The sequence below is a fragment of the Hwanghaeella sp. LZ110 genome, from assembly GCF_048892525.1.
Classification (GTDB): domain Bacteria; phylum Pseudomonadota; class Alphaproteobacteria; order UBA8366; family Aestuariispiraceae; genus Pacificispira.
Genome location: NZ_JBLZHT010000010.1, coordinates 91,345 through 105,363 on the forward strand (window position 1 = coordinate 91,345; position 14,019 = coordinate 105,363).

Below are 14,019 nucleotides of genomic sequence, written 5' to 3' on the forward strand. Positions count from 1 at the left end.
AACTATATCCAATCCTGTGTCGTCACAAACCATTCAGTCTGACAAAACGCCTCAAACCGTGTCGTAAACCACTTCCAAACTGTCTTTTGCCAGCTTGGATGAGCTGCACATATCTTCCATCTTCGCCGGGATCAGCGTGTAATCGCCGCCGGTTTCCTTGCTGGTGAACAGGCCCAACAACCCATCCTGATCCAGGGCTTTCGGGTGCATTGGCTGGGCCTCTGCAACATTGATCGCAAGCTCCGCAAACAGCGGCGCCCATTCCCCACCGGGAATGCCGACAATTTCGTAATTCGCGCTTTTGCGGCGGATGTCCTCATTGGCAGGGATTGCCGCCAGAACCGGAATGCCGACCACATCTGCGAAGGCCTGGGCCTCACCGGTGCCATCATCCTTGTTGATGACCATCCCGGCGACCCCGACATTGCCGCCCAGCTTGCGGAAATATTCCACTGCAGAGCAGACATTGTTGGCGACATACAGGCTTTGCAGATCGTTCGATCCGACCACGATTACCTTCTGGCACATGTCACGGGCAATCGGCAGGCCGAACCCGCCACAGACAACGTCGCCCAAAAAGTCCAGCAGGACGTAATCGAATTCCCAATCGTGGAAGCCCAGTTTCTCCAGTAATTCAAAGCCGTGGATGATGCCGCGCCCCCCGCAGCCGCGCCCGACTTCCGGGCCGCCCAGTTCCATGGCATAAACACCGTCGCGAACGAAGCAGACATCACCGATTTCAACTTCTTCACCGGCTTCCTTTTTGCGGGAAGATGTTTCCAGGATCGTCGGGCAGCTTTTGCCACCGAATAACAGCGAGGTCGTATCAGATTTCGGATCACAGCCGATCAGAAGAACCTTCTTACCCTGCTGTGCCATCATGTAGCTGAGATTGGACAGGGTGAAGGACTTACCGATCCCCCCTTTTCCATAGATCGCAATGATCTGTGTTTCTTTGGTCACAGGGCCGGTTTGAACCGGATCCGGACCTTGTGCCGCTTCTTTGCGCAGGTCTTCAGTCATCGTGCTCATTGAGGCGTGCTCCAATCCAGGATCATTTTGAGGCAAGTCGGATCCGTGAAAGCGGTGTGATAAGCATCCGCTGCCACATCCGGCGTTTTGCGATGGGTGATTAACCCGTCCAGTGATAGGTCACCGGACTCGATCAACCCTTTGACGGCGCGCAGATCAGGGTCTTTCCATTCCGCCGCGACGCGCATCCGGGCCTCTCGCAGGAAGGCCGGAACAAATTTGAAACTAAGAGAGACGTCATAGAATCCAGCCAGCACGACTTCTCCGCCAGGGCTTAGGCGTGAAATCAAACTGTCCAGCAGATCGTGGGACCCGCTGACATCATAGATCGCGCGATAGCTGCGATTGGTGTCGTCTTGGGAATTTGTGACGCTATAACCCATGGCCCCGGCGACACGATCTGAATTCGTTTCCCAAACAACGGGGGCGTCTCCGCCCAGCGCAATCGTGATCCGTGCCAATAAACGACCCAGAACACCGTGCCCGACAATCAAATCCGGCAGCGTATATCCTGCTACGGCATGATAGGCCGTGGCCGCCAAGGCCAGCAGAACGCCCCGTTCCTGAAGACTGTCATCAATGGCAACAGCGCGGCGCGCCGGGACGACCAATCGTCGAGCAGAACCGCCAAAGAGACCGCGAACCTCTCCAAAACAAGAGGCACCCGGTACGAAAACAAAGTCACCTTCACGCAGGCTGCAATCCCGCGCAGACCGCGATATCCGCCCCACTGCTTCATAGCCGGGCACCAATGGATATCCCATTCCAGGAAATTGCGGCATACGGCCTGTCCATAACAGACGCTCAGTTCCGGTGCTAACGCCACTCCAGGCGACATCAATGATCAGGTCATCTTCCGCTGGCGCTTTCAATTCGACAGCGCGGACCGCTAGGGCCTCCGGCTTTTCGAATATGATCGCTTGCGTTTCCATTCCCATTCGTCCCCTACCGCATTTTGCGGCCCCGCCATTTCAGGCTGTTTCGGATTTTGTGAGGCGTTCCCGCCTTCTGTTATTTTTTGCCGGACCTTTTCCAGCGCCCTTCACTGTAAATTTACACTGCAAAATGTCAACTATAATTTACACTTTTGTTGTCAAATTATACTGACAGATAAATCCGAACGCCCTCAGGGTCGCGCTTCAATCAAACGCACCAAATGCGGCATCCGGCAGGAAACCAACCGAACTTTGGAAAATCCCGCGTTCTTTAGCAGGTCTGTATGATGCGCTTTGGTGCGAACCTGCCCCTCCCCCATGGCCAGCAGATAGAAGCTGAAATAGGCATCTGCGATTCGCTCACCGCCGGGCGTTTCTGATACGGGTTCGGCAATCAACAGCGCCCCATCGGGTGCGATTGCCGCGCGTATTGCCTTCAGCAACGGGGCCACGATCCGATCAGGATGGTCAAACAGCACCCGGATCAGCGTAATCAAATCAGCATCCCCCGGCAGAGGGGTTTCAAGAAAATCGCCCCCCACCGTTTCAATGCGGTCCGCCAGCCCCGCTGTCGTCAGACGGTGCCGCGCAGCCTGAGCAACCTGGGGCAGATCAAACAGGGTCAGTTTGGTATCAAGAGAGACGCGACGGGCAACAGCAGACAAAAATGTTCCATCACCACCACCTATATCGAGAATGTGACGACGCCCCTTGACGGAATAATCATCCAGCACCTCTTCGGCGACACCTTCCTGGGACTGGGCCATCAATGTGCTGTAATCAGACGCAACGGACTCCGTCACTCCGTCCCGATCCCCCACATAAGGCCAATAGGCCGCCAATGCGGTTTCAGGAACTTCCCGTTTCAACAACGCAATGGGATCGCGCATATCGGCATAGAAGGCGACATGATGTTCAATCATCGCAAGCGCTGCGGCATTATTGGCAACGTCTTGTCCGACCGGCCCCAATCCATACAGATCCCCGCGCCGTCGCCTTACAAGCCCCAGGGAAATCGCGGCCTTCAACAATCGGGTCATGGCCTCTTCTGACAAGCCTGTATGGCCCATCAGCTCGGAAAGACGACGCGGGCGCTCCAGCAAAAGACTTGGCAAATCAAGCCGAACACAGGCCAGCAATATCTGGCTGTGAACAAATCCTGCCATCAGATCAAACAACACCTTGGAACGGTGCCGCGCCAATGGTCGGAACGGCAAAAACCCTGCTGAAAAACGGCGAAACTTGGGGCTAGCGACCAGTCGGTCAATGATTTCTGGGAGTGCCATGAATATTCAAATCTACCCTCTTTCAGAACAGGGTGATCTTGATCTAAAGCGCGCTGACCGGAATTTCGATGGCCATTCCCTTGGGCATAAAGCGACGGGACTCTTGCAAAATCTGTTGCCTCAACACCGCCTGCCCAGGCGATGGGGGGATCGAGTCAATTGCTTCAACGATCAGGGTTGTCAGGCGTTTCGCAGCGCCGTCCATCCCATGGGCCGCAACCGCATTGGGCCGCCCAAAAGTTGCATCCTGTCCCGTTGGTTTGCCCAACAGATCTGGATCGCCAATCACATCGGCAATGTCGTCGGCGACCTGATAGGCCTCGCCCAGACGCTCCCCCAATGTTTGCCACAGTGACGCATCCGCGCCGGCCGCCGCGCCCCCGGCCGCCGTAGCCGCCGCAAACAAAGAGCCTGTTTTTGCCCGTTGATAATCCGCCAGGATCGCGCCGTCTTCCGACTCCCAGGCCTGGCCTGCGGTAATGCCAAAAGGCATACCAACCGCGCCTGTAATGATGCGCAACAGGGTCGCTGCGCGTTCCGGATTATCGGGAATGCGGCGTGCCAGGATTTCAAAGGCCAGGATGATCAACGCATCGCCTGCCAGCACGGCCACTGGTTCCCCGTGGGCACGGTGAACGGATGGTTTACCACGGCGCATTTCAGCATCGTCAAAACAGGGCAGATCATCATGCACCAGCGATGCACAATGCAGCAGTTCAATTGCGGTTGCCGCAGCGTCTGCCATTGCAGGATTATCGTCCCCACAGGTCAGCGCCACGGAAAGACAGAGTTTCGGCCGGATGCGTGCCCCACCTGGAAATACTGCATACTGCATTGCCTGACCCAATTTTGGGGGCGAGCCCGGCGCGCGTGCCCGGGAAATCGTCTGTTCAATGCTGCGTTCAATTCGCTGTGCGATGTCCATGCCTACGCTCCCCACCAACTATCTCCCGATACCTCGCATAAACGGGACGGGTATTTGTGATCGTTTCGGGGCTCCTTAACCACTGTGGCAGCAAAGCCTTCCCGATAAGTGTCAACTATGATAGACATCATTTGTGTAAATAATCAACGACAAAGGAAAATAGTATGGCCGCCAACCCGGTCATCATTGTTGGCGCAGGGATCGCGGGACTCAGCGCGGCCATCGCATTGCTGGCACGGGGCGTCGAAGTGATTGTCCTGGAAAAAGAATCAGAACCCGGCGGGAAAATGCGTGAGATCGACGTGGAGGGCCAAAGAATTGATGCGGGCCCCACGGTGTTCACCATGCGCTGGGTCTTTGACCAGTTGCTGGCCAACACGGGCAAATCCCTGGATGATTTAATCACCCTACAAAAGGCGACAATTCTGGCCCGCCATGGCTGGAGCGATGGCAGTCGATTTGACCTGCATGCGGACCGCCAACAGGCGATTGATGCGATTGGGGGTTTTGCCGGTGCCGCAGAAGCCAGACGGTTTCGCGCATTTCTGGCCGATGCAGCCGATATCTACCGTCATGTCGGCCTGCCCTTCATGCGGGCGAAAGATACCAGTCTGGCAGCCATGGCGAAAACAACCGGCCCGGCGGGCGCGATGGCACTGTTTCGCACCCAACCCCATAAATCGATGTGGGATGCGTTGGGAAAATATTTCAAGGATGCGCGGCTGCACCAATTGTTTGGGCGCTATGCCACATATTACGGATCATCCCCATTTCATTGCCCGCCCAATCTTAGCCTGGTTGCCCATGTGGAACAGGAAGGCGTCTGGTATATCAAGGGCGGGATGCACAAACTGGCCACTGCCCTTACCGGTTTAATCCGGGATCTGGGAGGATCAATTTCGTTTCGTGCCCATGTTGATTCGATATCGATAGAGAAAAACCGCACTTTCAACGTCACCCTGTCCACGGGCAAGACGGTGACGGCCCGCGCGGTGATCCTGAATTCAGATGCCGCCGCCCCGGCAGCAGGCCTTTTTGGAGGGGCCCTGAAATCCACCGGCGCCAAGCCAGCCATACGATCACTGTCCGCGATGACCTTTTCGACCCTGGCAAAAGTCGAAGGCTTTCCCCTGCATCGACACACCGTGTTCTTTTCAGATGATTACCGTGCGGAATTTGAGGCTATTTTTCAGCAGGGCACCATGCCGGGAAGCCCGACCACCTATATCTGCGCCCAGGATCGCGACGACGTCGATCCCGCCCCAACAGATCGAGAACGCCTGTTCTTTCTGATCAATGCGCCGGCCAACGGCGATACCCACATCTATTCACCAGCGGAGATCGAGCGATGCGCCGAGATGATGCAGACCCTTTTGGCGCGCTGTGGCCTGACCCTGTCAGCGCCGTCGGACGCGCGACAGGTCACCACGCCAACGGATTTCAACCACCTGTTCCCGGCGACCGGGGGGGCGCTGTATGGTCAGGCATCCCACGGCTGGGGCAGTTTCTTTGCCAGACCCGGACCCAAGACAAAGATACCGGGCCTGTATCTGGCGGGGGGCAGCGTGCATCCAGGATCGGGGATACCAACAGCCAGCCTGTCGGGACAGATGGCGGCCGATTGCCTGATGGCGGACCAAGGCTGGACATCAAGATAGGGTCCAATGGCTATGCCTGGTGGTATCTGGACGGACTCAGCGACGATGGCCGCCACGGCATAACCATCATCGCCCTGATCGGCAGTGTGTTTTCGCCATATTATGCCTGGGCCAGAGAAAAGGGACCGGTGCCTGCGGAAAATCACTGTGCCATGAATGTCGCATTGTATGGCCGTCCCGGATCCCGCTGGGCGATGACCGAGCGGGGGGCGAGCGCCCTGGATCGCGGCCCCACACATCTAAAAATCGGCCCCAGTTCCCTGCGCTGGGAGAACGGCACGGCCATTGTCGACGTGAATGAAATCGCAGTTCCCTTCCCCAGACGCATTCGGGGCACAATCAGAATCACACCCATAGTGCTGAATGATCGGGACTTTACCCTGCACAGCAACGGTCAACATCATTGGGGACCGATCGCCCCCTGTGCCCGGATAGAAGTGGAAATGACACATCCCGACCTGACTTGGGCAGGGTCCGGCTATATGGACAGCAACAGGGGCAGTGCCCCGCTGGAGGATGATTTTCAGGGTTGGGATTGGTCTCGGGCGGAACTGCCCAATGGGGATGCCGTGGTTTACTATGACCTGACCCAACGGGATCAGACCCGGTGCACCATCGCCCACCGATTTTTTGCCAAAGGGGGTAGTGCCGCAATTGATGCACCGCCCAGAATACGATTACCCAATATAAACTGGCAGGTCGCGCGGATCACCCGCAGCGATGCGTCCAGCCGTGTTAAGCTTTTAAAAACCCTGGAAGATACGCCATTCTATGCGCGCTCCGCGATTCAAATGGGGCTCGAGGGGGAGGTCGCAACCGGCGTTCATGAAAGCCTGAACCTGGATCGCTTCAACCAGCGTTGGGTACAGGTTTTATTGCCCTTCCGAATGCCAAGACGCGCAAACTAGGCCAAAGGAACCAGAGATTCCGGCGCCCATCCAATACGCACCGGATTGCCTTCAGACAGGATGGGGCGACCGATAGCATTGCGCATCGATACCGTCACTGGCGCATCCCGGCCTGGCAATGCGACATCATAATAGGTCATATCGCCAAAATAGGCCGCCTGTCTGATTTCACCCTGCAATTCGCGTTCTTCTGTATCGCCTGCATCAAACAGCAGGGTCAGGCGTTCAGGGCGTACCCCGACTGCAAATTCGGAATCAAAGCGCAGATGATAGGGGTTTTTGATCGTGACCTTGCCAAAAATGGCGGCATCGACCGTCACAGCCTCTTCCGTCTGATCGACGACAGAGGCGTCGATAATATTCATCCCACCAATGAATTTCGCGACCGAAGAACTGATCGGATTCTGATAGATGTTTTCGGGCGTGTCGCATTGACTGATCTTGCCGCCAAACATCACCGCAATCCGGTCCGACATGGTCAGGGCCTCTTCCTGATCATGGGTCACCAGAATAAAGGTGATTCCGACCTGACGCTGTAACTGGCGCAATTCGACCTGCATATGCTCCCGCAGCTTTTTATCCAGCGCAGAGAGTGGTTCGTCCAGCAGCAGTACCTTAGGGCGCATGATCAGGGCGCGAGCCAAGGCGACCCGCTGGCGCTGACCACCGGACAATTCTGTAGACCGACGATGACCCAGCCCGCCCAGTCCAACCTGCTTCAGGGACTCTTCAACCTGACGGTCACGATCACTGGAACTTATGCGCTGTTTCCGCAATCCATAGGCGACATTCTGCGCCACGGTCAAATGTGGGAACACGGCATAAGACTGGAACACCATATTGGTTGGGCGTCGATTGGCGGGCACCCCCATCATAGGCTGGCCGTCGATCAAGATCTTGCCTTCAGTCGGATCATCGAACCCGGCGATCAGGCGCAGCAACGTTGTCTTGCCACAGCCTGATGGTCCCAAAAGAGAGAAGAATTCCCCGCTTTTGATATCAACGCTGACGCCATCCAATGCCGCCACATCGCCAAAACGACGCCAGACCTGATCGATCTGGATAATCGGTCGACCACTCATAAGATGCTTCCTTCTATACCAGTGCGTCGTTGCGCACGCCGCCGCACCAATTCAGCGATGCACAGCAGCACAAAAGACGAGAACAACAGGATGCTGCCCAAGGCGACAACATTGGGGAGTTTGGCGATGAATCTGAGCTGTCCCCAGATGTAAATCGGTAAGGTCGGTTCTGTTCCTGTCAGAAAGAACGCGACGATGAATTCATCCAGGGAAATGGTGAAGGTGATCAACAGGCTGGATATGATCCCCGGCGCGACCATCGGCAGTGTGACCCGCAGAAAGGTCATAAATGGCCCCTCCCCCAGATCCATCGAGGCTTCCTCCAGACTTTCATCAAAGCCTTCAAAACTGGAAATCAAGACCGCCGTGGAGAACGGCACCGTCATTAAGATATGACCCAGGGTGACGCTGATCAGCGATAGGTTAAAACCCAGCCACAGGATCACCACCAACAATGAAATGGCCACGATGATCTCTGGCAGAACCAGCGGCAGCATGACAAAGGCGGTGATCGATTTCTTGGCAAAGAAATTATAGCGCGTCACGGCGCGTGCGGCGCATATGCCCAGCAATGTTGAGATAACCGCAGTCGACCAGCCAACCTGCATACTGTTGAAAAACGCCTGATGCATGGTCGTTTCAGACAGCAGGTTTTCGTACCATTGCAGCGTGAAGCCTTTCAACGGAAAGGCGACGATTGTGCTGTCATTGAATGAAAACAAAGGCAGGAACAGAACCGGCAGATAGAGAAAAAGCATGAAGGCGACCGCATAAAGCGTCAGAAATTTAAAACGCATGACACCCTCCCTGCCCAATGGTCATGATTGCGGTGCGTATCATCGCGCCCTCCCGCCAAGCCATTTCGCGAAAAAGACGAAGCCCGTCGCGACCAGCGTCACGGTCACCATGGTTGTCACCGCCAAAGCCGCCCCAAGGGGCCAGTTATTGGCCTTTCCGAACTGAACCTGAATCATATTGGCAATCATCAAACCATCCGTGCCACCAACCAGTTTTGGCGTCACGTAATCCCCAATGGTCGGGATGAACACAACAACCATGGCGGCTAGCACGCCCGGCAGTGACAGGGGCAATGTCACCCGCAGAAAACGACGGATCGGTCCATCCCCCAGATCGGTCGCGGCCTCAAGATAGCTGCGGTCGATCTTTTGAAGAGAGACATAAATCGGCAAAATGGCAAACGGCATCCAGGCATGGGACAGCGTCAGGATCACGGCATTCATATTATAGAGGATGAAATCAAGTGGCTCATTGATTAAGCCAATCTCCATCAGGCTGGTATTGACCACACCATTATAGCCCAGGATCAGTTTCCAGGCGAAGATACGCAGCAGATAGCTGGTCCAGAAGGGGATTGTGATCAGGAATATCCACAATGCCTTGCGCTGGTGAACATGGAAGGCAACGTAATATGCCAGCGGATAGGCCAGAATAACCGTCAGGAATGTCACCGACCCGGCCACGATCAGCGATCGTTGCAACAAAACCCCGTAAATCGGCTTTTCAAAGACTTCGCGATAATTCTGTAATGTCAGGGTGGTATCAATATCCAGATAAGTCTGGGTCCAGAAGCTGAATGTGATGATCACCCCGATCGGGACCGCCAGCAACAGCAGGGCAAAGATAAAGGACGGGCTCATCAAGGCAAAGCCACGAACCCCTTCACGCCGAAAGAACATCGATAATCCGCTGGCGTTAGACACGCTCACCGGCAATCACCTGATGTCACAATACAACGGTACCAATATTTATGTCGCTCCACTCGCTTCCCCCTGATATGGACCAACTCGACTATGGATTATCCCTGTTTCGACCCCATTGACGCATTTATTTTTGCCATCGTGTTTGGTTCTGGTTCCTGTGGCAAGCACATAACCGGAACCGCGGCGCGAAAAGCGTCATGATAACAGCGTACATTGTATTCCCGGTCTGACAAAATAATTCCATCATAGGCGCTGGATTCGGTTGCCTCGCAGGACCACTCGATCAATTGCGTATCCTCATCCTGGGTATCCCGGTCAATGCGTTCCGCCAGATAGCGCGACAGGCGCATTTCCCGCGTTTCATCCGCATATCGATAGGTTGCGCCACGCTGGACCGTGCGCCGCGCGGAAATCGGATATTCCTGATAGAAGATCACACTGGTCGGATAGAACCCGATCACAACATTCGGGAAAATCCCCAGATACAGCCATGCCTTCTGACTGTCTGGATTCAGATTTTCCATCACCGGCAGGATATTTTTGTAATTGCGCACACTCCAGCTTCGACCCGGATGGTCACTGAATTGCCCGAATGACCGGCTAGTACCATTGTTTAACGGCTCATCAAGATAGTTGCTGCCGTATAATTCCTGCAAACCCGGATGCGCCTTGGCGACATGATAGCCTTCATTATCGACATCCCGCACCGACTTCCAGTTCACCGCCATTTCATGCTGCCAGAACGTATCAGCAGCAGGCACCATGGTTGCCATCTTGTATTGCGCGACCTCTTCTTCATGCCGCGCAAAAATTGTCGCGACAGAGGGCTGATCGCCCGGCAGGAATCGCAAAAAGACAAAACCATGCCAGATTTCCATCTCAATTGGCTTTAGACCATGTTCGACAGGATCCAGCTTTGGCAGGCTGGATGGAACCGCCGGACTGCGCAGCGTGCCATCCAGATTATAGCTCCAGCCATGAAACGGGCAGGTGATCACGTGCGGGCATTCGCCCCGATCCCCGGCCAGAACGCGCGCACCACGATGACGACACAGGTTATGAAAGGCCCGAACCTCACCCTCTTTGTCGCGCATCACCAGGGCGCGCTCTCCGCACATATCGAAGGAGATATAGTCACCCGGATTAGGAACATCCGATATGTGACAGGCAATCTGCCAATGGCGCCGGAACAAGGCGTCCTTTTCCACCTCTGTCAGCTCATCACTGCCATAAGTCCAGGCCGGCAGGCCACTGCGGTCCCATTCTTTCGGGGCTCCCATAGCTTCAGCGGACGGTTTAACGATGGTATTCATAACGGATCGCCTTACTTTCATCTATATTTTTCTGAGCACTCATTTAAATTAACTCAGATTGCGGAATTTGTCACCCAAAATCTCGATACACGGTTCATTTGAGTGGTTATTCAAAAAAATGTTTGATGAATATGAATGTCATGCGTTAAGCTAAATGGAGTAACGGATGGGGTCACCACACTGATAAACAAGTTGGCTGCCTGGGCATTTTGCGTGATGGTGCCACAAGATTTAAATCGGTGACCACATTGGTTCGCACAACGAACTGGAGCCTCCGTGACGAATATCGATTCGACTGCTGTCCCCGTGGCAGGTCTTGACAGCCGAAAGCGAAACCTGAGACGACAAAGACTGCTGTTGATTGGCCCGGCTGCCGGGGCGATTACAATATTTATGGTCGCGCCCTTGCTGCTGATGGCCTGGATTTCCATCCAGACCCGCGACTATTCCGGCAGTGTCGTTTGGAATAGTTACTCAATGGAAGCCTATATGCGCTTCATCTTTGAGCGGAACCTGGACGACACCCTGTCGCTGAATTTCGATTATCTGCTGATCATCTGGCGGTCCATGTGGCTGGCGGCCATCACGACGGCACTGTCGCTGCTGGTGGGGTTCCCGACCGCTATGTTCATGGCAACGCGACCGAAAAGCTGGCGTCCTGCCCTGGTCTTTTTGGTGACGGTGCCCTTCTGGACAAATCTGCTGGTGCGCAATTATGCCTGGATCCTGCTGCTGCGGGATCATGGCACAATCAATTCGGCCTTACTGGGCATCGGGATCATAAACGAGCCCCTGCCCCTGTTGCATAACAGCTTCGCCGTCTCAGTTGGCCTGACCTATTCCTTCCTGCCCTTTATGGTGCTGCCAATCTATTCCAGCCTGGAGAAATTGGATCTGCGCCTGGTGGAAGCCTCCTTTGATCTTTACGCAACCAGACTTCAAACCCTGCGCAAGATCATTCTGCCCGCCGCGATGCCCGGTATCATTGCTGGGTCTATCCTGGTCTTTGTGCCCTGTCTGGGATCCTATGTGACCCCGGAATTGCTGGGCGGCGGTAAAACCATGATGATCGGCAATCTGATCGGCCTGCAATTCGGGGCGGCGCGAAACTGGCCCTTTGGGGCGGCGCTGGGCTTTGGCCTTTTGGCAATGGTGCTATTGGCGATGACCCTATACGCGCTGAAGTCCGGAAAATCAAAACAGGGGATCAGTTTATGAGCCTTGTCACCGGCACGCTTGGAACGTTATTGCCCGGACGCCGCAAAGCAGGGGACGCCAATCATTGGCCTGGTCTGGCCTTTATGGCCTGTGTCTTCTTCGCCTATGTCTATCTGCCCATCGCGGTCCTGATCGCCTTGTCATTTAATGAGAATGAACTGGTAACCATCTGGACCGGATTTTCGCTGGATTGGTACAGGGTTGCCCTGCAGAACGAAGATATGCTGCGAGCGGCTGGCAATTCCCTTCTGATCGCTTGCGTCGCTTCTTTAGGGGCAACGTCGCTTTCCACTTTGGCGGCGGTGCAAATGGCGCGGGATCGTTTCAAGGGGCAAGGGGCCATGAATGCCCTGGTCGCCCTGCCGCTGACCGTACCGGAAATTGTGACCGCCGTGGCGTCCCTGCTGTTTTTCGCCACCCTTGGGATCACACAGGGGCTGATGACGGTCATGATCGCCCATACGGTGTTTTGCATCCCCTTTGCCTATCTGCCCATCCGGGCCAGGCTGGAAGGGCTGGATCCGCGCCTGTTCGAGGCCGCCAGCGACCTGTATGCAACCCCGGTTCAGACATTCCGGCGCGTGACCCTGCCCCTGATGATGCCTGGCATTCTGTCCGGGGCGGTCCTGGCCTTTATCATTTCACTGGATGATTTCGTCACCACATTCTTTGTGGGCGGCGCCGGATCAACAACATTGCCGATCTATATTTTCGGCCTGATCCGGGTTGGTGTTTCGCCAGAGGTCAATGCGATCTCTTCATTAATGCTGGTCGTCTCCGTAGTGATGGTATCGATTTCTCTCCTGCTCGGCAGAGGGCACGGGCGGGGGTAATATCCTTTCGAACACAGTCCTCATACCAATCACAACAGGGAGTATTGAACATGATGCGCGTATCAAAATGGGTTTTAGGCATGACCGCAGCGGTCGGCCTGACCTTTGGAGCGGTTGGCAGTGCGTCTGCCGATGGCGAATTGCATCTGTATAACTGGTCCAACTATTTCTCACCGGAACTTCTGGAAAAATTCGAGAAAGAAACCGGTATCAAGACGACAATGGACAATTATGCGTCCGAAGAAGACCTGCTGGCCAAACTGCAGGCCGGCGGTGGCGGCTATGACGTGATCTTCCCTGGCCCAACGACCCTGGGCACGATGATCGATAAGGGACTGGTCGCGGATATCAAAGTCAACCAGATGGAAAACTTCAAAAACGTCCTGGGCCCGTTCCAGACGTTATCGGTTGATGCCGACCGCAGCTATTCTGCACCCTATATGTGGGGCACGACCGGGTTTACCTATGATCCGGCCATGGTTCCTGGCGGCACGATGGAAGAAAGCTGGGGTGAGTTGTTCAAGCCAAAGGATGAGCTGAAAGGCAACATCGCCATGTTGAATGAAATGAGCGATGTCTGGAATGCGGCTGCCTATTACACGGGTGTCAGCAAATGCACCGAAGACCCTGCGGAAGCCCAGAAAATCCTGGATGTTCTGATGGCGCAGAAACCGTTTGTGAAGGTCTATTCCAACGACGGCACCATTGATCGTATGTCGGCCGGTGAAGTGGCTGTGCATATGCAGTGGAATGGCGCCGCGCACCGCGTGAAGGCTAACAAGCCAGGCGTTGTCTATGTGTATCCGAAAGAAGGCGTGACCTTCTGGACCGATACAATGGCGGTGCCTTCGAATGCACCGAACATGGATAACGCCAAAACCTTCATCAACTGGATGCTGCTGCCGGAAAATGCCGCTGCTGCGTCCAACTATACCGGTTACTCAAATGCAATCATCGGGTCCGGGGAATTTCTGAACGAATCACTGTCCTCCGATCCGGCAGTGAATATGCCTGAAGAATTTGCTGATCGTTTGTCAGGGTTTGAGGTTTGCAGCGATGCATCCAAGAGCCTGCGCGAACGGGTTTGGACCAAGCTGAAGTCCTAATC

The 14,019-nt window shown here is 55.0% G+C and carries 13 protein-coding genes; 5 read left to right on the top strand and 8 right to left on the bottom strand.

Annotated features, from left to right (window positions below):
- Nucleotides 1-51 precede the first annotated feature (51 nt).
- The 4 genes from ACOSDM_RS17730 to ACOSDM_RS17745 all read right to left on the bottom strand — a co-directional run bounded on the left by ACOSDM_RS17730 (nt 52) and on the right by ACOSDM_RS17745 (nt 4,178).
- A complete protein-coding gene (locus ACOSDM_RS17730; RefSeq protein WP_420725955.1) occupies nt 52-1,023 on the bottom strand; it encodes a chlorophyllide a reductase iron protein subunit X in 972 nt (323 codons plus the stop codon).
- Between the two features lie 5 nt (nt 1,024-1,028).
- Complete coding sequence (gene bchC, locus ACOSDM_RS17735) at nt 1,029-1,964, bottom strand: chlorophyll synthesis pathway protein BchC (RefSeq protein WP_420725898.1); 936 nt, start codon at nt 1,962-1,964, stop codon at nt 1,029-1,031.
- Nucleotides 1,965-2,158: 194 nt separating this feature from the next.
- On the bottom strand, nt 2,159-3,253 hold the full coding sequence (locus ACOSDM_RS17740) for a methyltransferase (protein WP_420725899.1): 1,095 nt from the start codon (nt 3,251-3,253) through the stop codon (nt 2,159-2,161).
- 43 nt (nt 3,254-3,296) lie between these two features.
- Nucleotides 3,297-4,178 (bottom strand): polyprenyl synthetase family protein, encoded by an 882-nt coding sequence (locus ACOSDM_RS17745; RefSeq protein WP_420725900.1) that lies wholly within the window; start codon nt 4,176-4,178, stop codon nt 3,297-3,299.
- Between the two features lie 164 nt (nt 4,179-4,342).
- Between ACOSDM_RS17745 and crtD the strand changes: the two genes are divergently transcribed.
- A complete protein-coding gene (crtD, locus tag ACOSDM_RS17750; RefSeq protein ID WP_420725901.1) occupies nt 4,343-5,836 on the top strand; it encodes a 1-hydroxycarotenoid 3,4-desaturase CrtD in 1,494 nt (497 codons plus the stop codon).
- Nucleotides 5,800-6,744 carry a carotenoid 1,2-hydratase gene (locus ACOSDM_RS17755; RefSeq protein WP_420725902.1) on the top strand — a complete coding sequence of 315 codons (945 nt, stop codon included), beginning with the start codon at nt 5,800-5,802 and terminating at the stop codon, nt 6,742-6,744. The genes crtD and ACOSDM_RS17755 overlap by 37 nt, the downstream gene beginning before the upstream one ends.
- Here ACOSDM_RS17755 and ACOSDM_RS17760 read toward each other — a convergent pair.
- The 4 genes from ACOSDM_RS17760 to ACOSDM_RS17775 all read right to left on the bottom strand — a co-directional run bounded on the left by ACOSDM_RS17760 (nt 6,741) and on the right by ACOSDM_RS17775 (nt 10,860).
- Nucleotides 6,741-7,826 (bottom strand): ABC transporter ATP-binding protein, encoded by a 1,086-nt coding sequence (locus ACOSDM_RS17760; protein WP_420725903.1) that lies wholly within the window; start codon nt 7,824-7,826, stop codon nt 6,741-6,743. The genes ACOSDM_RS17755 and ACOSDM_RS17760 overlap by 4 nt on opposite strands.
- Nucleotides 7,823-8,623: an ABC transporter permease gene (locus tag ACOSDM_RS17765; RefSeq protein WP_420725904.1), complete on the bottom strand. Its 801-nt coding sequence runs from the start codon at nt 8,621-8,623 to the stop codon at nt 7,823-7,825. Before ACOSDM_RS17765 ends, ACOSDM_RS17760 begins: the two co-directional genes overlap by 4 nt.
- A gap of 39 nt (nt 8,624-8,662) precedes the next feature.
- Nucleotides 8,663-9,553, bottom strand: a complete 891-nt coding sequence (locus ACOSDM_RS17770) for an ABC transporter permease (protein ID WP_420725905.1) — start codon at nt 9,551-9,553, stop codon at nt 8,663-8,665.
- A gap of 89 nt (nt 9,554-9,642) precedes the next feature.
- Nucleotides 9,643-10,860, bottom strand: a complete 1,218-nt coding sequence (locus tag ACOSDM_RS17775) for an aromatic ring-hydroxylating oxygenase subunit alpha (RefSeq protein WP_420725906.1) — start codon at nt 10,858-10,860, stop codon at nt 9,643-9,645.
- Between the two features lie 276 nt (nt 10,861-11,136).
- On the opposite strand from ACOSDM_RS17775, the gene ACOSDM_RS17780 reads away from it, so the two are divergent.
- From ACOSDM_RS17780 to ACOSDM_RS17790, 3 genes are read left to right on the top strand one after another with little or no spacing between them, the layout of a single operon-like run.
- Nucleotides 11,137-12,078, top strand: a complete 942-nt coding sequence (locus ACOSDM_RS17780; RefSeq protein ID WP_420725907.1) for an ABC transporter permease — start codon at nt 11,137-11,139, stop codon at nt 12,076-12,078.
- Nucleotides 12,075-12,911 (top strand): ABC transporter permease, encoded by an 837-nt coding sequence (locus ACOSDM_RS17785; RefSeq protein ID WP_420725908.1) that lies wholly within the window; start codon nt 12,075-12,077, stop codon nt 12,909-12,911. The genes ACOSDM_RS17780 and ACOSDM_RS17785 overlap by 4 nt, the downstream gene beginning before the upstream one ends.
- Before the next feature lie 50 nt (nt 12,912-12,961).
- Complete coding sequence (locus ACOSDM_RS17790) at nt 12,962-14,017, top strand: extracellular solute-binding protein (RefSeq protein ID WP_420725909.1); 1,056 nt, start codon at nt 12,962-12,964, stop codon at nt 14,015-14,017.
- The last annotated feature ends 2 nt before the right edge of the window (nt 14,018-14,019 follow it).